Source organism: Thauera sp. 27 (genome assembly GCF_000310125.2).
Lineage (GTDB): Bacteria > Pseudomonadota > Gammaproteobacteria > Burkholderiales > Rhodocyclaceae > Thauera > Thauera mechernichensis.
Map to the genome: position 1 here is coordinate 41,034 of NZ_AMXB01000013.1, position 24,134 is coordinate 65,167.

At 65.9% G+C, this 24,134-nt stretch carries 28 protein-coding genes; 12 read left to right on the plus strand and 16 right to left on the minus strand.

Annotation, left to right across the window (positions count from 1 at the left end; all coding sequences use genetic code 11):
* Positions 1–14 precede the first annotated feature (14 nt).
* The 4 genes from B447_RS08945 to B447_RS08960 are packed head-to-tail and all read right to left on the minus strand — an operon-like array spanning position 15 to position 4,015.
* Positions 15–770 (minus strand): HesA/MoeB/ThiF family protein, encoded by a 756-nt coding sequence (locus B447_RS08945; protein WP_002938897.1) that lies wholly within the window; start codon positions 768–770, stop codon positions 15–17.
* Between the two features lie 8 nt (positions 771–778).
* Positions 779–1,228: a hypothetical protein gene (locus B447_RS08950; RefSeq protein WP_198291765.1), complete on the minus strand. Its 450-nt coding sequence runs from the start codon at positions 1,226–1,228 to the stop codon at positions 779–781.
* Between the two features lie 23 nt (positions 1,229–1,251).
* On the minus strand, positions 1,252–2,625 hold the full coding sequence (locus B447_RS08955; RefSeq protein ID WP_002938898.1) for a S41 family peptidase: 1,374 nt from the start codon (positions 2,623–2,625) through the stop codon (positions 1,252–1,254).
* 49 nt (positions 2,626–2,674) lie between these two features.
* Positions 2,675–4,015, minus strand: a complete 1,341-nt coding sequence (locus B447_RS08960; protein WP_037982611.1) for a murein hydrolase activator EnvC family protein — start codon at positions 4,013–4,015, stop codon at positions 2,675–2,677.
* A 172-nt stretch (positions 4,016–4,187) separates the two neighbouring features.
* On the opposite strand from B447_RS08960, the gene B447_RS08965 reads away from it, so the two are divergent.
* Genes B447_RS08965 through B447_RS08990 form a run of 6 tightly spaced genes read left to right on the plus strand, consistent with a single transcriptional unit; the run spans position 4,188 to position 7,242 of the window.
* Entirely contained in the window at positions 4,188–4,517 is a 330-nt protein-coding gene (locus B447_RS08965; RefSeq protein WP_002929327.1) for an ArsR/SmtB family transcription factor, read from the plus strand.
* A gap of 36 nt (positions 4,518–4,553) precedes the next feature.
* Positions 4,554–4,970 carry a rhodanese-like domain-containing protein gene (locus tag B447_RS08970; protein WP_002938900.1) on the plus strand — a complete coding sequence of 139 codons (417 nt, stop codon included), beginning with the start codon at positions 4,554–4,556 and terminating at the stop codon, positions 4,968–4,970.
* Positions 4,967–5,242 (plus strand): glutaredoxin 3, encoded by a 276-nt coding sequence (gene grxC / locus B447_RS08975; protein WP_232431598.1) that lies wholly within the window; start codon positions 4,967–4,969, stop codon positions 5,240–5,242. The genes B447_RS08970 and grxC overlap by 4 nt, the downstream gene beginning before the upstream one ends.
* Positions 5,243–5,298: 56 nt before the next feature.
* Positions 5,299–5,763, plus strand: coding sequence for a protein-export chaperone SecB (secB, locus tag B447_RS08980; protein ID WP_002929331.1), 465 nt, complete (start codon positions 5,299–5,301; stop codon positions 5,761–5,763).
* Between the two features lie 10 nt (positions 5,764–5,773).
* Positions 5,774–6,253, plus strand: coding sequence for an SH3 domain-containing protein (locus B447_RS08985; RefSeq protein ID WP_002938908.1), 480 nt, complete (start codon positions 5,774–5,776; stop codon positions 6,251–6,253).
* Positions 6,250–7,242, plus strand: a complete 993-nt coding sequence (locus B447_RS08990; RefSeq protein ID WP_002938912.1) for an NAD(P)H-dependent glycerol-3-phosphate dehydrogenase — start codon at positions 6,250–6,252, stop codon at positions 7,240–7,242. Before B447_RS08985 ends, B447_RS08990 begins: the two co-directional genes overlap by 4 nt.
* 79 nt (positions 7,243–7,321) lie before the next feature.
* Here the strand turns inward: B447_RS08990 and B447_RS08995 are convergent, their stop codons facing one another.
* Positions 7,322–7,792: a tRNA (cytidine(34)-2'-O)-methyltransferase gene (locus tag B447_RS08995; RefSeq protein WP_002938915.1), complete on the minus strand. Its 471-nt coding sequence runs from the start codon at positions 7,790–7,792 to the stop codon at positions 7,322–7,324.
* A gap of 60 nt (positions 7,793–7,852) precedes the next feature.
* A complete protein-coding gene (locus B447_RS09000) occupies positions 7,853–8,572 on the minus strand; it encodes a ComF family protein (RefSeq protein WP_051018794.1) in 720 nt (239 codons plus the stop codon).
* A 98-nt stretch (positions 8,573–8,670) separates the two neighbouring features.
* On the opposite strand from B447_RS09000, the gene B447_RS09005 reads away from it, so the two are divergent.
* Together B447_RS09005 and B447_RS09010 are read left to right on the plus strand one after the other, a co-directional pair.
* A complete protein-coding gene (locus B447_RS09005) occupies positions 8,671–9,591 on the plus strand; it encodes a methyltransferase domain-containing protein (RefSeq protein ID WP_002938918.1) in 921 nt (306 codons plus the stop codon).
* Between the two features lie 23 nt (positions 9,592–9,614).
* The gene (locus B447_RS09010) at positions 9,615–10,262 is read left to right on the plus strand and encodes a pyrimidine 5'-nucleotidase (protein WP_002938919.1); all 648 of its coding nucleotides are present in this window, start codon (positions 9,615–9,617) and stop codon (positions 10,260–10,262) included.
* Between the two features lie 5 nt (positions 10,263–10,267).
* On the opposite strand, the gene B447_RS09015 is transcribed toward B447_RS09010, so the two are convergent.
* From B447_RS09015 to yihA, 3 genes are all read right to left on the minus strand, one after another.
* Positions 10,268–10,774 (minus strand): GNAT family N-acetyltransferase, encoded by a 507-nt coding sequence (locus B447_RS09015; protein WP_002938920.1) that lies wholly within the window; start codon positions 10,772–10,774, stop codon positions 10,268–10,270.
* 8 nt (positions 10,775–10,782) lie between these two features.
* A complete protein-coding gene (gene hemB / locus B447_RS09020) occupies positions 10,783–11,799 on the minus strand; it encodes a porphobilinogen synthase (protein ID WP_002929357.1) in 1,017 nt (338 codons plus the stop codon).
* A gap of 177 nt (positions 11,800–11,976) precedes the next feature.
* Positions 11,977–12,627 carry a ribosome biogenesis GTP-binding protein YihA/YsxC gene (yihA, locus tag B447_RS09025; RefSeq protein ID WP_002929358.1) on the minus strand — a complete coding sequence of 217 codons (651 nt, stop codon included), beginning with the start codon at positions 12,625–12,627 and terminating at the stop codon, positions 11,977–11,979.
* Positions 12,628–12,749: 122 nt separating this feature from the next.
* Here yihA and B447_RS09030 point away from each other — a divergent pair, with 122 nt between their 5' ends.
* The 4 genes from B447_RS09030 to phoU all read left to right on the plus strand — a co-directional run bounded on the left by B447_RS09030 (position 12,750) and on the right by phoU (position 16,469).
* Positions 12,750–13,379, plus strand: coding sequence for a c-type cytochrome (locus tag B447_RS09030; RefSeq protein ID WP_002929361.1), 630 nt, complete (start codon positions 12,750–12,752; stop codon positions 13,377–13,379).
* A 363-nt stretch (positions 13,380–13,742) separates the two neighbouring features.
* Positions 13,743–14,993: a molybdopterin molybdotransferase MoeA gene (moeA, locus tag B447_RS09035; protein WP_002938921.1), complete on the plus strand. Its 1,251-nt coding sequence runs from the start codon at positions 13,743–13,745 to the stop codon at positions 14,991–14,993.
* Between the two features lie 26 nt (positions 14,994–15,019).
* Positions 15,020–15,679 carry a ribose-5-phosphate isomerase RpiA gene (gene rpiA, locus B447_RS09040; RefSeq protein WP_002929366.1) on the plus strand — a complete coding sequence of 220 codons (660 nt, stop codon included), beginning with the start codon at positions 15,020–15,022 and terminating at the stop codon, positions 15,677–15,679.
* Between the two features lie 94 nt (positions 15,680–15,773).
* Positions 15,774–16,469 carry a phosphate signaling complex protein PhoU gene (gene phoU / locus B447_RS09045; RefSeq protein WP_002938926.1) on the plus strand — a complete coding sequence of 232 codons (696 nt, stop codon included), beginning with the start codon at positions 15,774–15,776 and terminating at the stop codon, positions 16,467–16,469.
* 81 nt (positions 16,470–16,550) lie between these two features.
* Here the strand turns inward: phoU and B447_RS09050 are convergent, their stop codons facing one another.
* From B447_RS09050 to B447_RS09080, 7 genes are all read right to left on the minus strand, one after another.
* Positions 16,551–16,823 carry an oxidative damage protection protein gene (locus tag B447_RS09050; protein WP_002929370.1) on the minus strand — a complete coding sequence of 91 codons (273 nt, stop codon included), beginning with the start codon at positions 16,821–16,823 and terminating at the stop codon, positions 16,551–16,553.
* Between the two features lie 70 nt (positions 16,824–16,893).
* Entirely contained in the window at positions 16,894–18,255 is a 1,362-nt protein-coding gene (locus B447_RS09055; RefSeq protein ID WP_002929371.1) for a GGDEF domain-containing protein, read from the minus strand.
* Entirely contained in the window at positions 18,252–19,577 is a 1,326-nt protein-coding gene (gene argA / locus B447_RS09060) for an amino-acid N-acetyltransferase (RefSeq protein WP_002929373.1), read from the minus strand. Before argA ends, B447_RS09055 begins: the two co-directional genes overlap by 4 nt.
* 180 nt (positions 19,578–19,757) lie before the next feature.
* Complete coding sequence (locus tag B447_RS09065) at positions 19,758–20,360, minus strand: hemerythrin domain-containing protein (protein ID WP_002938927.1); 603 nt, start codon at positions 20,358–20,360, stop codon at positions 19,758–19,760.
* A 43-nt stretch (positions 20,361–20,403) separates the two neighbouring features.
* Entirely contained in the window at positions 20,404–21,195 is a 792-nt protein-coding gene (locus tag B447_RS09070) for an ABC transporter ATP-binding protein (RefSeq protein WP_002929376.1), read from the minus strand.
* A 14-nt stretch (positions 21,196–21,209) separates the two neighbouring features.
* On the minus strand, positions 21,210–23,003 hold the full coding sequence (locus B447_RS09075) for a branched-chain amino acid ABC transporter ATP-binding protein/permease (RefSeq protein ID WP_002938928.1): 1,794 nt from the start codon (positions 23,001–23,003) through the stop codon (positions 21,210–21,212).
* Positions 23,000–24,037: a branched-chain amino acid ABC transporter permease gene (locus B447_RS09080; protein WP_002929384.1), complete on the minus strand. Its 1,038-nt coding sequence runs from the start codon at positions 24,035–24,037 to the stop codon at positions 23,000–23,002. The genes B447_RS09075 and B447_RS09080 overlap by 4 nt, the downstream gene beginning before the upstream one ends.
* Between the last annotated feature and the right edge of the window lie 97 nt (positions 24,038–24,134).

Below are 24,134 nucleotides of genomic sequence, written 5' to 3' on the forward strand. Positions count from 1 at the left end.
AACCAGCCCCTCAGTCAGGCGGCCGCACGCGCGCACACTGCACAGCCTGGATCCTTGCCGAGGCTGATGCTGCGCCACTCCATGCCTAGGCCGTCAAGCAGCAGCAAGCGGCCGTCCAGCGAGTTACCGCAGCCAATCACGAGCTTGAGCGCCTCGGCCGCCTGAGTGGTGCCAACAATGCCGACAATCGGAGCGAACACCCCCATGACGGCACAGCGGACCTCTTCAAGATCCTCGCCCTCCGGAAACAGGCAGTGGTAACAGGCGCTGTCGGCTCGGCGCAGATCGAACACCGACACCTGCCCATCAAAGCGAATCGCCGCCCCCGAGACCAGCGGCTTGCGATGCTGCAGACAGGCGCGGTTGATGGCATGCCGGGTGGCGAAATTGTCGGAGCAGTCGAGCACCACGTCCGCACGCGCAACTTCGGCAGCAAGGGACTCGCCCTCCAGCCGCAACTTGAGCGGCTCGACGCGCGTGAGCGGATTGAGCCGGTTCAGCGTCAGGCGCGCTGATTCGACCTTGGGCGCCCCCACCATGTCGGCCGTATGCAGGATCTGTCGCTGCAGATTGGTGAGATCGACCTCATCATCGTCAGCGATCGCAATGGTACCGACGCCCGCGGCTGCAAGATACATGGCAGCAGGCGACCCCAGCCCCCCGGCGCCGATGATGAGCATGCGCGCGTCCAGCAAAGCCTGCTGACCCTCGACGCCGATCTCGGGCAGGAGAATGTGCCGACTGTAACGCAGCAGTTGCTCGTCATCCATTGCAGAACTCACTTGTACTCGCGCAACTCGGGCGGAGTGTCATCGTGGTCACCATGGGCATGGTGGTTCCATGCCTGGATATAGACCTCGTTCGACTGCTTGATCAGGCGCTCGGGCGAGAGCAGGTTGTGACGCTGGGTCTCCTCGCTGAAATACACGATTGCCCGCACCAGCCTCACATAAAGCGAGTTCTCGAGTGCAAAGCCGGCCTCGCGCAGCGCGTCCTCGAGCGTCTCGAGCGAATAGTCGAGCACCGAGTAGCGCACCACGACACACAGCGGGTCGGCCGTGCGCTCGATGTGAAGATCCTTGAGCAGGCGCAGCGCCCGCCAGGCCTTCTCCATCTGCCCCGGCGGCAAAGGCTTGAAGCGGATCTCACGCTGCTTGTGGATGTCCGCGCCCGGCACGGGACGATCATGATGCCTGCCTGCAAGCTTATAGGCGGTCTCCCTGCGCATCATGCCCCTCCCTTTATCATGGATTATTCCTGATTCTGGACGATCTGCTCACCCTTGAGAAGGCGGATAGCCTGCTGGAGCTGATGATCGTTCTCGCCGGCGAGCTCGAATCGGACCGGCTCGGCCTCCTCGGCACCGGCATCGGCGCCACGACCAGCCTCCGGTTTCGCGGCCTCACCCTCGCCGCCCTTGCCGTTGCCAAGGTGGCCGACGAGGTCGGCCTCCCGCACACGGCGGCTCGACCCATTGGCGCTTTCCTCGACGACGACATCGGGCTCGATCCCCTTGGCCTGGATGGAGCGCCCACTGGGCGTGTAGTAAAGCGCCGTCGTCAACTTGATGGCGGTGTTGTTGTTCAGCGGCAGGATGGTCTGCACCGAGCCCTTGCCGAAGGTCTGCGTCCCCATGACGGTGGCGCGCTTGTGGTCCTGCAGCGCACCGGCGACGATCTCTGACGCGGATGCGGAGCCGGCGTTGACCAGCACCACCATCGGCACATCCTTCGCTGCGGGCGGCAACCGGCGCAGGAAGTCGTCCCGCGTGCCGCGCAGGTAGTCCGCGGGGGTGGCGCGGTATTCGCGCCGGGCATCATCGGTACGCCCATCGGTGGACACGACCAGCGTGTTGGCAGGCAGGAACGCCGCCGAAACGCCCACCGCGCCATGCAACAGACCACCCGGATCGTTGCGCAGGTCCAGCACCAGTCCCTGCAGCGGAGCGTCCGCAGCGAGCTTGTTGAAATGCTCGACCACCGAGGCCGCGGTGTTCTCCTGGAACTGCGCAATGCGCAGGTAGCCGAAGCCAGGCTCGATCACCTTGGAACGCACGCTCTGCACCTTGATGACCTCACGCGTGAGGGTGAGCACGATCGGACGCGACTCGCCCTTGCGCATGATGGTGAGCGTGATGTCGGTACGCGGCTTGCCGCGCATGCGCTTGACCGCGTCGTTCAGGCTCATGCCCTTGACCGGCGTTTCGTCGAGCTTGACGATCAGGTCGCCGGCTTGCACACCTGCCCGGAACGCAGGCGTATCCTCGATCGGCGAAATCACCTTGACGAAGCCGTCCTCCATGCCAACCTCGATACCCAGGCCGCCGAACTCGCCCTGGGTGCCGACCTGAAGGTCCTTGAAGGCCTCGGCATCGAGATAGGCCGAATGCGGGTCGAGACCCGACAGCATGCCGCTGATCGAGTCGGTGATGAGTTTCTTGTCCTCGACCGGCTCGACATAGCCCTGCTTGATCGCATTGAATACGTCGGCGTAGGCACGCAACTCATCGACCGGCAGCGGCATCGGCGCGCTACGGTCGGCGTTTGCGGAAAAATTTAGGCTGATCATCACGCCGGCGACCACGCCGGTCATCACCAGACCGAACTGCTTCAGCTTGCTGCCCATGAAAACTCCGTTGTTTCGCCCACCCGGGCGCTCGTCCCGTGGCCGTAAGCTAGTTGAGCCGCACCCATTGCATCGGGTCCAGCGGCTGTCCTTGGTGGCGGATCTCGAAGTATAAACCCGAATCCTCGCCCCCCCCGCTGCTGCCCACGCTGGCAACCGTATCGCCACCGGCCACGCGATCTCCGACCTCTTTCAGCAAGGCATCGTTGTTGCCGTAGATCGAGAGATAGTCGCCACCATGATCGATGATGAGGAGGTTGCCGTAACCCCGCAGCCAGTCGGAGAACACCACCTCCCCGCCAGCAACGGCCTTGACTTCGGCACCCGCGCCGGTACGGATGAATACACCCTTCCAGGTTGTGCCGCTACCGGCTCTTTGAGCACCAAAACGGCCAACGAGTTCGCCCCGCACCGGGAAGCGCAACTGTCCGCGCAGTTGTGCGAAACGCACGCCGGTCGGCGTCGGCGTCGGCGTCGCACGCACCTCGCCAACCGCAGGCTCGGCACGGCGCGTGGGCCGCGATGCGGCACCCTCTGCAGGCTGGCGCTGCGCCTGTGCAGCCAGAGCGGCCTGCGCAGCGCGACGCTCGGCTTCGCGCTGCTCGGCGAGCCGACGCGCAGCCTCGCGCGCTGCGGCCTCGCGCGCCCTGCGCACCAGGGTATCGATGACCTTGGCCAGGCGCTGCTCGTCCTGCTGCAGCGTGCTGACCTGCTTCTTCTGGTCCTGCAACTGGCGCGAAACCTCCGCCAGCGCCTGTTTGCGCCGCGCCTGCACGGCTTCGAGCTCGGCCTGCCGACTGCGCTGCGTAGCCTCGAGCGCCACCAGGCCGTCACGGCGCGACTGGATCTCGGCGGCACGCGCCGCCGTCTCGCGCAGGTCTGTGCGCAGGCCATCGATCAGCCCCAGGCGCGCGCGCCCCAGGTGTTCGAGATAGTGCGCGTCACGCGCAAGCTGGTTCGGATCCCGCGCGGACAGCAGCGGCGCCACGCCATCGGCACCGCCATGCACGTAGTGACGCCTCAACCACTCCGCGAGTTCGCCACGCCGAGCCTCGATACGCTGCTCCGTGGCACGCTGTTCCGCCTCGAGCAGGCGGAGCATCTTCTCCACCTCACGGCGCTCGCCCTCGATGCGGGCAAGCTCCCGACGGACGCGCGACACGCCGCGTTCGGCCTCGACCACCGCCTCGGCAGCGCCGGAGCGCACCTGCTCGGTACGGGCGATGTCCTGCTGAAGATCCTGGATACGCTTCTTGAGGTCTTCGAGATCGGAGCGGCGCTCCACGATCTCGCCCCCCGACTGAGCCTGTGCTGCCGCGGGCGACGAGAGCACGGCGCCGATACAGGCTAGCGCCAGTCCCGCCAGCATTGCCCTGGAGCGATCACGCATGTTCGCTTCGACGCCCGGCACGAGAGTTCGGTTTCCCCGGATACGGGAAGCAATGCACGTACATCAGAATGCGCCTTCGTCCACCTGCAATAATCGTCGCCAACAGCGGCCACCCCTGCATCAGGGCAACACGTTATTTTATACTAGCGCTTTCCAATGAGCCGACTTCATCGTGAACAATGACGACATATTCGCCCTCATCGACAAGCACGAGCACATCGAAACCGCTGCTCGCGCCCTGAAGGCGATCGCCCATCCGCTGCGCCTCAAGATCCTGTGCGTGCTCGGCGAAGGCGAGGAGTGCGTCCAGGACATCGTCGATGCGGTCGGCACCTCGCAGAGCAACATCTCCCAGCATCTTGCCATCCTCCGCGACAAGGGCGTGCTGCAGACGCGCAAGGACGCCAACCGGGTCTACTACCGGGTAGGCGACCAACGCACCCTGCAGTTGATCGTCCTGATGCGCGAGGTCTTCTGCGGCGTAGAACCCGGCAAGAGCTGACCCCAACCGAACCCAACAGACGGAGCACCCCCTTTCGTGGATTTTCTGCAGCAGAACTGGTACTGGGCCGCCCTCGCAGCCCTCTCGGGCACCTGGCTCATGGTCGACATGATCCGCAACCGCGGCGACAAGAGCCAACTCTCGCCGATCGAGGCGACGCTCCTTGTGAACCGTGAAGACGCGGTGATCATCGATGTGCGCGAACAAGGCGAATATGCCCAGGGCCATATTCCCAACGCGCGCCACATCCCGCTCGGCGAGCTCGAGCGCCGCAGCAAGGAGATGGACAAGTACAAGAGCCATCCTGTGATCCTGTGCTGCGCCACCGGCAGCCGCTCCAACACAGCGATCAAGCAACTGCGCCAGGCGGGCTTCGAAAAGCTCTACAACCTGCGCGGCGGCATGATGGAATGGCAGAAGGCCGGCCAGCCGGTCAGCAAGAAGCGCAAATGAGCACTCAGCCCCGCGTCCGCATGTATGCGACCGCCACCTGCCCCTACTGCATCCGGGCAGAGCAGCTTCTTCTGCACAAGGGCGTCGGCGAGTTCGACAAGATCCGCGTGGACCTCGACCCTGCACGCCGCGAAGAAATGATGAAGGCAAGCGGGCGGCGAACGGTTCCACAGATCTTCATTGGCGACTACCATGTCGGTGGCTGCGACGACCTCCACGCACTCGACCGCGCAGGCAAGCTCGATGCATTGCTGCGTGGCGAGCCTGCCTGAAGCACGGACCAGCGCAACCGCCCTTTACTGAACGAACCCTGAACGGACTCTCATCCATGTCGGAAAATACCCAACCCGTCTTCTCCATCGAAAAGCTGTACGTAAAGGACCTCTCGCTCGAGGTTCCCGGCGCACCGCAGATCTTCCTCGAACGCGAGAGCCCGCAGATCAACGTTCAGCTGCGCACTTCCGGGCAGGCGGTCGACGAGGGCGTCTATGAGGTTGCGCTGACCGTCACCGTAAGCGCGAAGATCGGCGAGGACCGCACCCTGTTCCTCGTCGAAGTGGCCCAGTGCGGCATCTTCCAGATCCGCAATCTGCCCGAAGCCGATCTCGAGCCGGTGATGATGATCGGCTGCCCGAACATTCTCTTCCCGTATGCCCGCGAAGCGGTTTCCGACGCCGTCACCCGCGCCGGCTTCCAGCCCGTGCTGCTGTCGCCGGTCAACTTCGAGGCGCTCTATCAGGCGCAGCGCCAGCAGGCCAGCCAGGGCGCGCCTGCCGAAGTCCCCATTCAGTGAGACCACGCTCATGAACGCCGGGCATCGCAGGACCGCACACTGGCAGACCGGGCTACGGTTCCTGTCGGTGCTTGCCGCGAGCGCGGCCCCGGCCATGGCGAGCGCCCAGGCGATCGAGTTCCGCTCGCTCGGCGAGGAGGCAGTCGTCCGCGACGCACCCTCGCCACAAGGGCGACAGCTGTTCGTGCTGCGTGCAGGCACACCACTCGAGATCATCGTCACTCAGGACGGCTGGGTACGGGTGCGCGACCCTGAAGGCAGCCTGAGCTGGATTGAAGGCCATGTGCTCGTGCCGCGACGCACCGTGATGGTGTCCGTGGAACGCGCAAGCATCCGCCGGGAAGCTCGCGAGGATGCAGCCGTGAGCTTCGAAGCCACACGAAACGTCGTGCTCGATCTCGTCGAGCCGGCAGCGGTGGGCTGGGCGCGCGTGCGCCATCGCGACGGCGTCGAGGGCTACGTGCGCGTGAGTGAGGTGTGGGGCCTGTGAAGCGCTGCCGCATTGCCGTCTTCGGCGCGGGCGCCTGGGGCACCGCGCTCGCCCAGGCTTTCAGCGCGAGCCACGACGTCTGCCTGTGGGGCCGCGACCGCGTACATCTCGGCGAGATGGCGGATCGCCGCGAAAACCTGCGATACCTGGCGGGCGTTCGGCTCCACGACGCCTTGGCCATCGAACCCGATTTTGAAACTGCGGCACACCGCGCCGACCTTCATCTCGTCGTGACCCCGCTGTCCGGGCTGCGTGACACCGCACGCCAGCTCCACCGCCTGCAGCCGGCGACCCCGCTGCTATGGGCCTGCAAAGGCTTCGAGGCGGGTACCGGCCTGCTCCCGCACGAGATCGTGGCCGAAGAGCTCGGCAAGGATGCGCCGTGCGGGGTTCTGACTGGCCCGAGCTTCGCCGCAGAGGTCGCACGCGGACTGCCTGCCGCCATCACCCTGGCTGCCCACGACCCCGCTTTTGCCCGCCACTGGATCGGAGCGCTGCATCAACCGCGCCTGCGCCTGTACGCCAACACCGACCTCGTCGGCTGCGAAATCGGCGGCGCGGTCAAGAATGTGATGGCAATTGCTGCGGGGGTCTCCGACGGCATGGGCTTCGGCCTCAATGCCCGTGCCGCGCTCATCACGCGCGGACTGGCCGAAATCGCCCGCCTCGCCCAGGCGCTGGGCGGTCGCGCGGAAACGCTGATGGGCCTTGCCGGCATGGGCGACCTGATCCTGACCTGCACCGGCGACCTTTCACGCAACCGGCGTGTCGGCCTCGCCCTGGCTGCCGGAAAGACGCTGGACGACATCCTGCGCGAACTTGGTCATGTTGCCGAAGGGGTATCGACGGCGCGCGAAGTGGTGGGGCTCGCCCATCGCCACGCTATCGAGATGCCGATCTGCGAGGCGATCGACGCCCTGCTCCACCACGGCCTCAATGCTCGCAAGGCGGTTGAGCTGCTGCTCGCCCGCGACCCCCGCGACGAGTAACCCGCATGGACCGCGCAGTGCTACGGGCCGCATCGGCTCGGCGCCGTAGCATGCGACGTCGATCTGCAGCCATCGGGCGCTAAACCGCAAGCGCCCCGGCAAAATCGTGCTGGCGCCAGGCCTCATAGGTCACGATCGCGACCGAGTTCGAGAGATTCACGCTGCGATTGGTCGGGCGCATCGGGATGCGAATGCGCCGCTCCGGCGCGAACGTATCCAGAACGGCGTCGGGCAAGCCCCTGCTTTCGGGACCGAAGACGAGAACATCGCCGGGCAGCCAAGCCACCTTGTCATGACGTACCGTTCCGCGCGTAGTGAGGGCGAACATCCGGCGGCCAGCAAGTACCTCCAGGCAATGCGCCCAGTCCGAGTGCACGCTCACGCAGGTGAGGTCGTGGTAATCGAGCCCGGCCCTGGCCAACTGCTTGTCCGTCAGGTCGAAACCGAGCGGCTCGACCAGATGCAGGCGGCAGCCGCTGTTGGCCGCGAGGCGGATCACATTGCCGGTATTGGGCGGAATCTCGGGCTGGTAGAGGACGATCTCGAACATCGGGGCCCATGCGGAAACGGAAGGGGTATCGGGCGCGCACTGTACCGCAGCACGGCCTGTTCAGTAAGGGGCGGGGGTCCGCGCGACCACCAGGTTGCCCACCCACGCCGCACCGCGCAACTTGAGACAGCGTGCAAGTTCGTCGAGGGTGGCGCCCGTAGTCATCACGTCATCCACCACGATGACCCGCTTGCCATGGAGTGCGGTGTCGCAGCCGAAAGCGCCGCGCGGATTGCGCAAGCGTGCCGCGCGGTCCAGGCCGGCCTGCGGCTCGGCGTTGCGCACCTTGGCGACAAGGGCGAGCGCGAGCGGCAAGCCCCTTGCTCTCGCATAGGGGCGTGCGATCTCGACTGCCTGGTTGAACCCACGCTCGGCCAGGCGCAGCGGATGCAATGGCATCGGCAATACCAGGTCCGCATCGCCGCCGAAGTCGCGCGCAAGCGCGATGAGCGCATCGGCAAAGAATGATGCCAGCGCGAGTTGATGCCGATACTTGAGCGCATGCACCATCGCATCGACAGGGAATGCGAAATCGTACAGGGCGCGTGTCGCATCGAACGCGGGAGGCGTACGCTGACAGGCTGCGCACTCGGCCCCCGCCAGCCCCGGCAAGGCGCAACGCGGGCACGCCGTTGCGGGACGCCGCGGCAACTCTGCAACGCAGTGCTCGCACACAGCCTGGCCACCCGCATTCGCTCCGCAGACGAAGCAATCCTGCGGCGCAAGGACGTCGGCGACGCGTTGCCACAGGGCGAGCAGATCAAGCGCGGAGTTTGACAAGTTTTCTTCCGATGAAAGAACATGCGCACCTCGCAATTACAGCCCGGAATGCCGCTCATGACAACGGTGTCGAAGCCGCAAGACCGCAACCCGCAGCGATGAGCACCGATACCGCCCCGGTCTTCGCGCTCGACCGCGCACTACTGCGCCGCCGCTGCGAGCGTGCAGCGGGCACGGTCGACGGCGCCGACGTCCTTGCCCGCGAAGTCGCACGGCGAATGGATGAGCGTCTCGACTACATACGCATCGCGCCGCGGCGCATCCTCGACCTCGGCTGCGGCACCGGCGCAGACCTCGCCCGCCTCAGCGCACGCTTCCCCGAGGCAAGTGTACTCGCCGCCGACTTTTCCCCCGCAATGCTGGCCCGGGCCGGCGCGCGCACGCGCGCGAGCACGGGTGGTCGCGGCCTGCTCGACCGCCTCTTCGGCAGGCATCACGCAACCCCACTGCCGCACCTGGTGGCCGACGCTGCAGCGCTGCCGCTGGCGCGAGCGAGCCTGAGCCTGATCTGGTCCAACCTCATGCTGCCCGCGCTGACCGACCCTTTGCCGGTATTCAAGGAGGCTCACCGCAGCCTCGAGGTGGGCGGACTGCTGATGTTCTCCACCCTCGGCCCCGACACGCTGCGCGAACTGCGTGCGACCCTGCCGACCACCCACGGCGAACGCGTGCACCGCTTCATCGACATGCACGACCTCGGCGACGCCCTTGTGCAAGCCGGTTTCTCCGACCCGGTGATGGACATGGAAGTGCTGACCCTCACCTACACCGATCTCGACACCCTGTTCGCCGACCTGCGTGCCTGCGGCGCACGCAACGCAGCGACGAACCGCCCGCGCGGCCTGTCCGGGCGCAGCGGCTGGCAAGCCGCGCGCGCCGCATACGAGCGCCTGCGCAAGGACGGCCGACTGCCCGCAACCTTCGAGATCATCCAGGGCCATGCCTGGAAAACGGCAGCGAAGACCACCGACGATGGCCGCAGCATCGTGCGGTTCCAGCCTCGCCACGGCGGACGCTGACCCCGACACGGAAGCCGAACAAGATGCCCCGCACCCCGATCTGGCTATTCGACCTCGACAACACCCTGCACAACGCCAGCCCGCACATCTTCCCGCACATCAACCGCAGCATGACGGACTATCTCGAGCAGCACCTCGGGCTGGCCCGCGGCGAGGCCAACGCCTTGCGCACACACTACTGGCACCGCTACGGCGCCACGCTGCTCGGCCTGATGCGCCACCACGGCACCGATCCACGCCATTTCCTGCACGAAACTCACCGCTTCGACCGCCTGCACGAAATGATGGTATTCGATCGCGCCCTGCGCGGCATGCTGCGCAAACTGCCCGGTCGGCGCTTCGTGTTCTCCAACGCACCCCGCCATTATGCCAACGCCGTCCTCGACATCATGGGCGTGTCCGATCTGTTCGAGACAGTGATCGGCATCGAGGACCTGGACTTCCACCCCAAACCCGGCATTCGCGCCTATCGCAGCCTGCTGAGTTCGCACCGTCTCAACCCGGCGCACTGCATCATGCTCGAAGACTCGGCGGTGAATCTGCGCACGGCCAAGCGCCTGGGCATGCGCACGGTGCTGGTTGGCCGAGGTCTGCGCACGCCGGGATATGTGGATCTGAAGCTGGCCTCGATCCTAGACCTGCGCCGACGCCTCGGCGCCCTGCTTGCCTGAGGCGATCAGACCGCGGAGCGACGCATGTAGAGCGCCCCTGCACCGTACCCACACGGCAACTCAGCGCCATCGGCAGCAAAACCAAGCCCGCGCCAGAAATCGATCGCATCGGCGAGCGCGACCAAGCCGAGAGCCTGCAGATTGCTCGCCCGAGACCAGGCCTGCACCTTGCCGAACAAGGCCCGTCCAAGGCCCAGCCCGCGCGCTGCGGGCGACACCGCGAGATCGTGCAGGAAGCCCTGCTCGAGGACGTCCGGCAGGCGCTCGATCGGCGAATGCAGGCGAGGAACACCCGACGACCAGGGGTGAGCAAAGACATAGCCGAGTGCCTTATCCCCATGCTCGGCAAACCAGCACGCAGCGGGCGCGAGTGCGAGCTTGCGGGCGAACACCTCGGCGTCCTCCTGGTAATCGTCGCCGTAGGCGAGGCGCTGAATTGCCAGCACCGCGCCAAGGTCAGCCTGCCGCATCGGTCGCAGCGTCACGCCGTTTGCGACCTCCTCCACCTCCATCCACCCACTCACGCGCCGGCTTTCATCCAGCGCGCGGCGTCGAGCGCGTAGTAAGTGAGGATGCCATCCGCGCCCGCGCGCTTGAAGGCAAGCAGCGCCTCGAGTGCGCACGCCTTCTCGTCGAGCCAGCCATTGGCCGCAGCCGCCTTGAGCATCGCATACTCGCCGCTGACCTGATAAACGTAGGTCGGCACCTCGAGCTCCTGCTTGACCCGCCGCACGATATCGAGATAGGGCATGCCCGGCTTCACCATGAACATGTCCGCCCCCTCTGCGATGTCGAGCGCAACCTCACGGATCGCCTCGTCGCTGTTGGCCGGATCCATCTGGTAGGTGTACTTGTTGCCCTTGCCCAGGTTGCCCGCGGAACCGACGGCATCACGGAAAGGGCCGTAGAAGCTCGAGGCATACTTGGCCGAGTAGGCGAGGATGCGCGTGTGGATGTGCCCGCCCGCATCGAGCTCGGCACGGATGCGCCCGACCCGCCCATCCATCATGTCGGAGGGTGCCACCACGTCCGCGCCCGCCTGTGCATGGCACAGCGCCTGCTTCGCCAGCGCCTCAAGCGTCTCGTCGTTCATGACATAGCCGCGCGGGTCTGCAGGATCGATCAGACCATCCTGGCCGTGGCTGGTGTAGGGATCGAGCGCGACGTCGGTGATCACACCAAGCTCGGGAAAACGCGCCTTGAGGGCCTGGACGGTGCGCGGCACAAGACCATCGGGATTCCACGCCTCCTCAGCCCCCTCGGTCTTGCCTGCGGCATCGATGACTGGAAACAGCGCCAACGCCGGCACACCCAGCGCCACCGCCTCCTCGGCCACCTTCAGCAGGCGGTCGATCGACACTCGCTCCACGCCAGGCATGGACGGCACGGCCTCGCTGCGCGCGCTGCCATCGAGGACGAAAACCGGGTAGATGAGGTCGTCCGCAGTCAGCACATGCTCGCGCATCAATCGCCGCGAAAAATCGTCACGACGCATGCGGCGCATGCGGATCGAGGGGAATGCTCCAGTCGGTCGCATAGTGTGTTCTCGCTGTTCTCGCAAATTCTCAAAGGCTGCCCGGGCAGTGGCCGCGGAACTTCCGGCGGAAGTCATGCATCTTAGCAAGCAGATGGCGCCCGGCCGCTTGCCGGCCATCTCCCGCTTCACCTCCCTGAGCGGGTGCCTCACGCCCCGTGAGGCATTTTTGGCCCCCGACTAAGTCCCCTGGTCGGGGGCTTTTGTTTCCTCTCCAGCTTCATCGGGGGGCGCAGCGTCCCCGTTGAGCCAGCCACCGATCACCCTCTCCGCCTCCTCCACGCCGCTCTTCTTCAAGCTCGAAAAGAGTTGCACGGTAACGAGCGGACCGAGCGGACGCAGCTGCGCTCGCACATCCTGCAAGGTCGCCGCAGCCGCGCCACGCGACAGCTTGTCGCTCTTGGTCAGCAGGACATGCATCGGTCGCCCGGTGCCAGCGAACCAGTTGATCATCTGGCGATCGAGCGGCGTGAGCGGGTGGCGCGAGTCCATGATGAGCACCAGGCCGATGAGGCTCTCGCGCTTCTTGAGGTAGGTCTCGATCAGGCCTTGCCAGTCACGCCTGACCTTCTCCGGGACGGCCGCGTAACCGTAGCCCGGCAGGTCGACGAGCAGCGCGCCATTGTTCAGACGAAAGAAGTTGATGAGCTGGGTACGCCCAGGCGTCTTCGACACGTAAGCCAGGCGGACGTGTCCGGCGAGCGTATTGATCGCGCTCGACTTGCCGGCATTGGAACGCCCCGCGAAGGCAACCTCCGGCCCGGAGGGCGGAGGCAGGCCGGATGGCTTGGCGATCGAGATCTCGAATTGTGCGTTGCGGAAAATTGGCATGAAGAATCGGCCGGAAAAGCCGGTTGGCTGCGGGATAAACCCCACTTCGCATCGCGCAAGCGGGGTTTCGTGTTATAGAATACCGCGTTTGAAATAATCACTCACGGCTTTCCGAGGACATCATGATCAAGCGTTCCCTGCTGCTCTCGTCGTTGTTGCTGGTCGCCGGCAGCCTCCAGGCTCAGGACCAGGCTCCGGACCTCGCCAAGGCGAAACAGACCGCCGAGACGCTCTGCGCGGCCTGTCACGGCGCCGATGGCAACAGCCAGCTCTCGGCCAACCCGAAGATCGCCGGGCAGCATGAAGACTACCTCTTCAAGCAACTGCGCGAATTCAAGGGCTGGAACGGCAACACCCCGGCGCGTGAAAACGCAGTCATGTCGGCCATGGTCGCCGGCCTCGAGGAAGACGACATGCGGGCGCTGGCACGCTACTACGCCTCCTTCGAGCTGCAGCCCGAGCCGGCCAAGAACCTCGACACCATCGAGCGCGGCCGTGCCATCTGGCGTGCCGGTATCGCCGACAAGGGCGTGCCTGCGTGCGCAGCCTGTCACGGCCCAGCCGGCGCCGGCATGCCTGCACAGTACCCGCGCCTGTCCGGGCAGTTCGCCGAGTACACCGAAGCGCAGATGAAGTCCTTCCGCGACGGCGTTCGCCACAACGACCCGAACAGCATGATGCGCATGATTGCGCTCAAGATGACCGATGCGGAAATCAAGGCCGTTTCGGACTACGCTGCCGGCCTGCGCTAAGCAACTGCAGTCCGCGGCAACGGGGGCGGCCCACCCGCCCTGGTTGCCGCGGCGGGCCGCAGCCCTGCCCTCCTTGAGCGCCGCAGCCCTCCCTTCCGGCTGGTTTCCAGCCCCTCGGCGCCGATTCCTCGGTCCGCTCCAGCCGTCCCAGGCGAGCCCTGCGCTGCTGGCCCCGCGCGTGTGCTGCGCCGCTCCGGTGAGCCTCTGCGCCCGGATTGCGCCGCCTGAGATCGCCGTACCGCCCCGCTTTCAAGTCCGCATGCAGAGGCGACGGTGGCGCCCCGCCCACGATCACGCTGGCGACCTGCCGCACGCCAGACCCATGACGCCGAAGGCCGGCCCTCACTCAGGACCACGACAGCCATGAATTCCTCCAGCACAAGCGCCGATCCCGCACGCAGCTTTCTGTCGGTCGATACGGCACGCGCAGCCATACTGGACTCACTCTCTCCGCTGTGCGGCTGGGAAAAAGTGGCCGTGCGAGCGGCGCTTGGCCGCGTACTGCGTACCGACGTCATCGCCCCTTACAACGTCCCTTCGCATGACAACTCGGCGATGGACGGGTACGCGATCCGTGCTGCAGATCTCGATGCGGGCACCGACACCGCGCTCGCCGTGGTCGGCACGGCCTACGCCGGACGGCCGTTCTCGGGCATCGTCGGCGCGGGCCAGGCAGTACGCATCATGACGGGCGCTTCGATCCCGCAAGGCGCGGACACCATCGTCGTGCAGGAGGTCGTGCGCCGCAGCGACGACCGGGTCTTCGTGCCTGCAGGCCAGAAGAAGGGCCAGAACCTTCGCCGCGCAGGCGAGGATCTCGCCGAAGGCGGGGTCGCCCTTGCCGCGGGCCGGCGCTGCGGCCCGGCGGAACTCGGCCTGATCGCCTCCCTGGGCATTGCCGAAGTGGATGTATACCGGCCACTGCGCGTGGCATTTTTCTCCACCGGCGACGAGATCGCCTCGATCGGCCGGCCGCTCTGCCCTGGCGAGGTCTATGACAGCAACCGCTACACCCTCTTCGGCGCACTGTCCCGGCTGGGCTGCGACTTGATTGACATGGGGGTCATCCCCGACCGGCCCGATGCGCTGGAGGCGGCCTTTCGCGACGCGTCGGAAGCGGCCGACGTGATCATCACCAGCGGCGGCGTCTCGGTGGGAGAGGCGGACTTCATCCGCGAGATGATGGCGCGCATGGGCGAGGTCGCGTTCTGGAAGCTGGCGATCAAGCCTGGACGGCCGATGGCCTTCGGCCGCATCCGCAATGCAGTGCTGTTCGGACTCCCGGGCAACCCGGTCGCCGTCATGGTCACCTACTTTCAGTTCGTCCAGGACGCGTTGCTCAAGCTCATGGGCGTCACCCCACTGCCTCCCGCCCAGCGCTTTGCCGTCCAGGCGGCCTTCACCCTGCGCAAGCAGCCAGGACGTACCGAGTACCTGCGCGGACGCCTGCAGCGCGACGGCGCAGCATGCTCGGTCGCCCTCGCCGGCGCTCAGGGCTCGGGCGTGCTCAGCTCGATGTCGGAGGCCGACTGCTTCGTCGTCCTTCCCGAAGACTGCCTGTCGGTGCAACCGGGCGACACCGTTTACGTTCAACCCTTCCACGGCCTGCTCTGAGCAGCCATCCTCCCGGACTCCAAGCCATGACCCAGGACGAACTCAAGAAAGCCGCCGCCCATGCCGCGCTGGACTACATCACCGAGGGCACCATCGTCGGCGTCGGCACCGGCTCGACGGTCAACCACTTCATCGACGCCCTGGCCGGCATGCGTGAACGCATCCGCGGCGCCGTATCGAGCTCCGAGGCGAGTTCGGCCCGCCTGCGCGCGCACGGCATCGACGTGTTCGATCTGAACAGCATCGACACCCTCCCTGTATACGTCGATGGCGCCGACGAGATCGACGCAGGCTTCGCCATGATCAAGGGCGGCGGCGGCGCCCTGACGCGCGAGAAGATCGTCGCCGCGGTTGCCGAGCGCTTCGTGTGCATCTGCGACGCCAGCAAGCGCGTCGACGTGCTTGGCCGCTTCCCGCTACCGGTCGAGGTGATCCCGATGGCGAGCAGCCATGTCGCCCGTGCGCTGCGGCGCCTGGGCGGCGAACCCCGCATGCGCGAGGGCTTCGTGACCGATAACGGCAACCTGATCCTCGACGTCCACGGCCTGTCGATCGATGCCCCGATCGAGATGGAAGCGCGCATCAACCAGATCGTCGGCGTCGTCACCAACGGCCTGTTCGCCGAGCGCGGCGCCGACATCCTGCTGCTGGCAACCGCCGGCGGCGTCGAGCGCTACGTTCGATAGGGCGGAGCAAATCAGGACGGCAAGAGCAGGATGAAACAAAAGCTTAACAAATGCCTGCTAGCCTTCCATTTCTTCCGACTGGACCATGGCAACAATGACTCAACACACTCTCAAGCAGTTCGACGTCGAACTCGAAGAAATCCGCCGCGGCGTACTGCAGATGGGCGGTCTGGTCGAAACCCAGGTCGCACGCGCGCTGGAAGGCCTGGCAAGTGGCGACCTGGCCCTGCTGGATGCGGTTACAGCGGGAGACAAGGAAGTCAACCTGGCGCAGATCAAGCTCGATGACGAATGCAGCCGGCTCATCGCCCGGCGCCAACCTGCCGCCACCGACCTGCGCTTCGTACTGTCGGCAATCAAGGCCGTGGCCGACCTCGAGCGCATCGGTGACGAAGCCAAGAAGATCGCGAAGGCAGCCCGCCGCCTGCATTCGGCCGACGTACCTTTCACGCCGCGCGTGGGCCTGAGCCAGTCCGCTCAACTCGTGCTCGAGATGCTGCGTACCGCGCTCGACGGCTTCGCCCGCGCAGACGCCAGCCACGCTCAGGAGATCAAGCTCAAGGACGCCGAGGTCGACACCCAGTTCAAGGGCACGATGCGCCAGCTCATCACCTACATGATGGAAGATCCGCGCACCATCACCAGCAGCCTGGAGACGCTGTTCATCGCCAAGTCGATCGAGCGCATCGGTGATCACGCGACGAACGTCGCCGAGCACGTCGTCTATATGGTGAGCGGCGAAGACGTCCGCTTCGAAAACACGCAAGCCGTGCTCGGCGGAAAGCACTGAGCGGCCGCACGAATCGAAGCCGCGGTAAAAGAAAAACGGGGATGCGCAGGCATCCCCGTTTTTCTTGCCGATCGCCCGGGTTCAGTTGCTGGGCGGTACGTAGCCTGAGACCTGATCCGCGCCACCTTCGAAGAAGTGCTTCTCCATCTGTTCGGCGAGGTACTTGCGCGCGCGCGCATCCATCAGGTTGAGGCGGTTCTCGTTGATCAGCATGGTCTGGTACTTGACCCACTGCTGCCATGCCTCTTTCGAAACGCTCTCGAAGATGCGCTTGCCGAGCGCGCCCGGAACCGGCGGAAGGTCCAGACCTTCGGCCTCACGACCGAGCTTCACGCAGTTGACCATGCGAGCCATCTTTCAATCCTCTCTGCTGTCGGGTTCATTGATACACGAAGCCCCGATTCTAGCCGATTCGGCGCAAACCCTAGGCGCCCATCCGTCCCGACACCGTCGCGCGGTTGCGCCCCTCGCTCTTGGAGCGGTAGAGCGCCTCGTCGGCCGCCGCCACGAGCGCGTCACCACGTCGGGCATTTGCCGGGAAGCGCGCAATGCCCACGCTCGCGGTAACACCCACTTCATCACCCTCGAAGCAGAATCGCGACGCCGCGACCGTCTCGAGCAAACGGTGCGAAAGCTCGAGCAACTCATCAATGCTCGCATCGGGCACAAGCAGGGCAAATTCGTCGCCACCGATACGGAAAAGCAGTTCGTTCCTGCGCACGATGCGCCCGAGCGCCCGTGCAAGTCCAACGAGCACCTCGTCTCCGGCCTGGTGCCCGAATGAGTCGTTGATGGGCTTGAAGCCATCGAGATCGAAAGCGAGCAGGCCCACTGCCGAATGTCGCCGCTCGGCGTCCGCGAGCAAGCGCTCGAGCTCCTCGTGGAAACGGCGGCGATTGTAGAGCCCGGTCAGTTCGTCGCGCACCGCCAGCTCCACCAACTGCCGCGAGGTCCGGCGTGCCTCGCTCACGTCCTCGTAGATCCAGACCCGGCCGATACCTCGCCCCTGCTCCCCCCCCTGCACGACGGCCGAGCGATCGGTCACCACACGACCATCAGCGAATACGAACTCGTGCTCCTCGCTTGCGGATTCCCGGCCACCCACCACCGCATCGATATGACCGAAGTACGCTTCAGGATCTGCCAGCACGTGCGCGGCCTGGCGCTTGAGCACGGCCTCCCTGCTGCCGACCAGCTCCGTAGCGGGCGGATAGGCCCAGATTTCGAGCATGGCCCGGTTGTGGTAAAGCACGCGACGGTCATGATCGATGAACAGGATCCCCAAGCGGATCAGATTCAGGAGGGCCGACAAACGCTGGCGCTCGTCGTTGCTGCGCAACAGGTAGTGCTCACGCAGGGCCTGAGCGCGGCGCAACTCGGCCACCGTCTCGAGCAATGCGTACTCGGCCTCCTTGCGCGCCTGGATATCTTCGGCTGACAGGCGCAGGCCGCCAGCCCGACGCCGCCAGTGCATGGCGACCCACACCACCCGCCCATCGCGCGCCACCAGACGCAACTCGAAATCCTGCGGCAAGCCGGTGTCGAGCACCTGCCTGGCCATGCGCCGACAGAAATCGCGATCCGACTCGTGGAGCAGGAACGCAAAGAAGTCCCCGGCCGCAATGCAGTCGGCAGGCGCCTGCGCGGTGAGCCGGCCAATCGAGGGACTGATCCAGGTCAGACGCAGCGCCTCGTCGAACAAGGCTTCGACGCCGTGAACGCCCTCGGCCAGCTCGCGCAGGCTGGCGAGCTCATCGTCCCGGTCCAGCTTGCGCCCCCAGATCATAAGGTCTTGACGAACACCTTCGAGCGCCGCTGAAGGTTGTAGAGCTCGCGCTTCTGGCGCGGCAGCGCCTCCGGGCCGATCTCGCTGAAGCCGCGCTCGCGGAACCAGTGTGCGGTGCGCGTGGTGAGCACGAACAGGCGCTCCAGGCGCTGCAGGCGCGCCCGCCGCTCGATGCGCCGCAGCAGCTGGTCGCCAAGCCCGGCTCGGCGGTACTCGGGCATGACCGCCAGGCAGGCGAGTTCGGCGGCGTTTTCCTCGCTGAACGGATAAAGCGCTGCGCAGCCGACCAGAACACCATCGTGTTCGACCACGGTGAAGCGTTCGATCTCTTGTTCCAGCAGTTCACGCCCGCGCCTGACCAGGGTGCCGTCGGCCTCCATCGGCGATATCAACGACACCAGCGCCGCCACGTCGTCCACCGAGGCCTCACGCAGGCGGAACAGCGGGTCGCGCGACACCACCGTACCGACGCCGGCATGGGTGAAGAACTCGAGCAGCAGGCCGCCGTCGAGGTCGCGATCGATGAGGTGGCAGCGCGCAACACCCTTGCGCACTGCACGAATCGCACTCGGCAGGAAGAAGTGCAGGTCCTCGGTCAGGCCTTCGCCAGTGTCGAGCTTGCGCTGGGCCTCGTCCGCGGTGACCGACTCGATGAGCAGGCCTGCCTCGTCAAGCAAGCCAGGGGCGTCGCACAGGTAAATGAGCTTCTCGGCCTTGAGTGCGACCGCCACCGCCTCGGCCACTTCTTCCATGGCCAGATTGAAGATCTCGCCGGCCGGCGACACGCCGAGCGGCGTGATGAGCACAACGTTCTGCTGGTCGAGGTCGGCGTTGATCTCGTCGGCGATGATCTTGCGCACGGCGCCGGTGTACTGGTAATCGACGCCTTCCATCACCCCGACTGGCCGCGCGGTGATGAAGTTGCCACCGGTCACGCGCATATAGCTGCCGGCCATCGGGGTATTGGGCAAGCCCTGGGAGAGCAGCGCCTCGACCTCGAAGCGGGTCACCGCCATGGCCGACTTGACGCACTCGAGCGCCTCTGCATCGGTGACGCGCAAACCGTGGTGGAAGCGCGACTCCAGGCCGCGACGAGCAAGCTCGGCGTCGATCTGGGGACGCGCGCCATGCACCAGCACGAGGCGGATGCCGAGCGCCGCGAGAAGGTTGCAGTCGTAGGCGAGGCTTTGTGCGCGCTCCCCGGCTGCCACCTCGCCACCGAATCCGACGACGAAGGTACGGCCGCGAAAGGCGTGGATATAAGGCGCCGCGCCGCGCACCCAGGCGACGAACTGAGCCGTGGCGTCATCGACCCGCGGCACGGTGGGAGAGGAAGAAGTAGATCCGGGGCTGGCGTTGTTGTTTTCGGCGCTCACACATTCACCGCTGCTGAAGCCGGGCGTGCGCGCGGGCTGCCCGGCCAAATGGAATTGATGCCGGAATTCTAGCCCGGATCCTCCGCCGCAGCGCGGCCCTCGCCGCCGAAAGGGCGGTGCAGCGCGCTAATCGGCCTTGTACGGCCCCGCACCAAGCCCGATCGGCGCCGGTGCGGCAGCGACCAGCCGGGAGAAGATCTGCGCAAAGTCCTCCTCGCCTGCCCTGGCGCCCGCGCGCGCGCCGCTCAAGGGATCATCGGCAATGAAGCCGGCATTGGCCCTGTCCCAGTCCTCGGCGGTGAAGTGCTTGCGGATCAGCGGCAGCACCTCACGCTCCTCGGTGATCATGTGGCTGCGGTAGAAGGCCGCATAGTCCTCGAAAGCACGCTTGAAAGCCTCGAATCCGCCCGTGGGGTCCTGCGCGTAGCCCTTGACCGCAGCGTCCAGCACGGCGATGCGCGCCTCGGCTTGAGCGTGCTCGGCTTCGAGACGGTCGAGCGCGGCATCGGCATCATGCGTGAGTGCGCGCAGCGGCCCGAAGAGGAACTCGTCTTCCTTCGGGTGGTGGCGTCTTTCGGGGTAGGCATCGAGGTAGTGCACCATCGCCTCGAGCAACTTGTGGTCGGGCTGCAGGCGGCCCGCACCGATCTCGCCGATCATGTGGCGGATGGCGTGGATGATCGCCGCCAGCGACTGGTGTTCGTCCATCAGGATGCGCATCGCGTCCATGGGAATGTCCTTTAACGTTTGGGGTCCGGCTTCGCGGGCGAGCTCAGGTCGACAGCATCGCCTGGTGCTTGCCACCAAAGCCGAGATAGGCCTCGATCACGCGCGGGTCATCCGCGAGTTCGTGCGCCGGGCCCTGCATGGCGATCTGGCCGGTTTCGAGCACATAGGCGTAGTCGGCCACCTGCAGCGCGGCGCGCGCGTTCTGCTCGACAAGCAGGATCGACACGCCGCGCCGGCGCAGCTCGCTGATGATGCGGAAGATCTCGCGCACGATCAGCGGCGCAAGCCCGAGGCTCGGCTCGTCGAGCATCAGCAGCTTGGGCTTGGCCATCAGCGCGCGGCCCACCGCCAGCATCTGGCGCTCGCCACCCGACATCGTGCCGGCGTGCTGATCGCGGCGCTCCTTCAGACGCGGGAACAGCGCATAGACCTCCTCGAGCGTCTGCGCGTGGTCGCGCTTGCCCATGCGGTAGCGCTGGAAGGCGCCAAGCACCAGGTTGTCCTCGACACTCATCTCGCCGAAAAGCTCGCGCTTCTCCGGCACCAGGGTCATGCCGCGCGCAACCATGCGCTCGACCTCGGGTACCACCTCCAGGCTGCCGTCGAAGGCGACCTGGCCTCTGGAACCGAGCACACCCATGATCGCCGACAGCATCGTCGTCTTGCCCGCCCCGTTGGGGCCGATCACGGTGACGATCTGGCCCTCGCCGACGGTGATGCTGGCGTTGGTCAGCGCCTCCACCTTGCCGTAGGACACACACAGCTCCTTGACCTCGAGCACCGGGTTCTTCGCACTCGCGTTCGAGGGCGCGCTGGCTTGGGTTTGTTGTGTCATCGCGTTCTCCTCGCTCACTCCACGCCGCCCAGATAGGCTTCAAGCACCGCCGGGTTCTGCTGCACCTCTTCCGGCAGGCCTTCGGCGATCTTCTGGCCGAACTCCATCACCACCACGCGATCGACCAGGTTCATCACGAAATCCATGTCGTGCTCGACGATCAGCGTGGCCATGCCTTCCGAGCGCAGCCTCTTCAGGAGTTCGGCGAGCGCCTGCTTTTCCTTGTAGCGCAGGCCGGCCGCGGGCTCGTCGAGCAGCAGCAGGCAGGGGTCGGCACACAGGGCACGTGCGATCTCAAGGATGCGCTGCTGGCCAAGCGCAAGACTGCCGGCCTCGTCGAACATATGGTCCTTGAGACCCACACGCTCGATCTGGTGCGCGGCCTCCTTGAGGATGCGCGCCTCTTCGGCGCGGTCCAGGCGCCAGGCCGAGCTGAGCACGCCCTTGTGGCTGCGCAGGTGTGCGCCGATGGCCACGTTCTCGAGCACGCTCATGGTGGGCAGCAGCTTCACATGCTGGAACGTGCGGCTCATGCCCATGCGGGCGATCTCACGCGAGTCACGACCGGCCACCGGCTTGCCCAGGAACAGCACCTCGCCCGAGGTCGGCGTATCGACACCCGAGATCTGGTTGAACATCGTGCTCTTGCCCGCACCGTTGGGGCCGATCAAGGCGAGGATCTCGCCGGCCTTGACCTCGAGGCTCATGTTGTTGTTCGCCACCAGACCGCCGAACCTGCGCGTGACGTCCTTGGCCTCGAGGATCAGCGTCCCGGGCGCGGGCAGCGTACGCCGCGGCAGAGGCTCGGCCTGGGCATCGATCGTCTTGTGGATGGTACGCATCGGCACAAGCTTCTTGAGGATCGGCCACAGGCCCTCGCGGGCGCGGTGCAGCACCAGCACCATCAGGATGCCGAATACGATCATCTCGAAGTTGCCGCTCGCGCCCAACAGGCTCGGCAGCCAATCCTGCAGCCACTGTTTGAGCACGGTGATGACGCCTGCGCCGACGATCGCCCCCCACACATAGCCAGCACCGCCGACCACCGCCATGAAGAGATACTCGATGCCGATATGCACACCGAACGGAGTCGGGTTCACGAAGCGCTGCATGTGCGCATACAGCCAGCCCGAGGCACAGGCCAGCAGCGCGGCGATCACGAAGATGATCATGCGCGCACGGCCGGTGTCGACACCCATCGCCTCTGCCATCACCCTGCCGCCTTTCAAGGCGCGGATCGCGCGCCCTTCGCGCGAGTCGAGCAGGTTGTGGGTGGTGAGCATGCCCAGCAGCAGGAAGGCCCAGATCAGGTAGAAGATCTCGCCGCCGCCATCGAGCGTCCAGCCGAACAACTCGATGGGCGGAATGCCGGTGATGCCGGTGTGCCCGCCCAGGCTTTGCATGGTGCCGAACAGGAAGTACAGGCTGATGCCCCAGGCGATCGTACCCAAGGGCAGGAAATGGCCCGACAGCTTGAGCGTGAGCGAACCCAGCAGGACCGCCACGGCAGCGGTAATGAGCAAGCCCGCCACAAGCGTGAGCCAGGGCGAAGCCCCCACCCAGGCCAGCCAGGCCGGCAGGTCCGTCGCCGTGGTCAGCGCAGCGGTGGTGTAGGCCCCCAGGCCGACGAAGGCCGCCTGGCCAAAGCTCGTGAGCCCGCCCACGCCGGTGAGCAGCACCAGGCCGAGGGCGACCATCGCATACAGGCCGATGTAGTTGAGCAGCGTCACGTAGTACGGCGAAAGGATCGCCGGCACCATCAACAGCAGGGCAAGGAAGGCCCCCAGCACCAGACGGTCGGTTCTCATTCTTCCTCCTCCACGTGGTGGCTGGTCAGCGAACGCCACAGCAGCACGGGGATGATTAGCGTAAACACGATGACTTCCTTGTACGCGCTGGCCCAGAATGAAGCGAAGGCTTCGAGCAACCCGACTGCAATGGCGCCAAGCGCGGCGATCGGGTAGCTGGCCAGGCCGCCGATGATGGCGGCAACGAAGCCCTTGAGCCCGATCAGGAATCCGGTGTCGTAATAGATGGTGGTGATTGGGGCGATCAGCACGCCCGAGAGCGCGCCAATGAAAGCGGCCAGGAAGAAGGTGAGCTTGCCGGCAAGCGCGGGCGAGATCCCCATCAACTGCGCCCCGACGCGGTTGATCGCGGTTGCGCGCAAGGCCTTGCCGTACAGCGTGCGTTCGAAGAACTGGTAGAGCGCCACGATCAGCAGCACCGACACCACCAGCACCCAGATCGTCTGCCCCGTCACCATCAGCGGGCCGAGATCGAAGCTGAGCTCGCTGAAGGCCGGCGTTCTGTGCCCCTCGGCGCCGAAGAACAGCAGCCCCAGGCCCACCATCGCGATATGCAGGGCCACGGACACGATCAGCAGGATCAGCACCGGCGCAGAGGCGATCGGCTGGTACATCAGGCGGTACATCATCGGTCCCATCGGCACCACGATCGCCAGCGTGAGCACAACCTGCAGCACCAGCGGCAGTTCATTGACCGGCAGCGCGGACAACACAGCCACCAGCGCCAACGGATAGGCCAGGTTCCAGCCCGCCACCATGCCCGCACGCTGCATCTGGCCGGCCTTGAGGGCTTTGAGGCCGTCGAACGCCGTCACCAGCCCCCCCATCGCCACCAGCAGCCAAACCGTCGCAGGGGTCGCACCCGACTGCATCATCGCCAGTGTCAGCGCGCCGTAGGCCACGAACTCGCCCTGCTGGATGAAGATCACCCGTGTGACCGCAAACACCAGTACCAGAGCCAGCGCCAGCAGCGCGTAGATCGCGCCGTTGGTGATGCCGTCCTGGCCCAGGATCAGTGCAATTGACATATCCATGGATGTACCCCATGTCCGCTGGCCGCCATAAAACGCCAGTCGAGTTGAAAACACCGTGCCGGCCGCGCGACACGGGCAGGCGCGGAGCGCAAGCGCT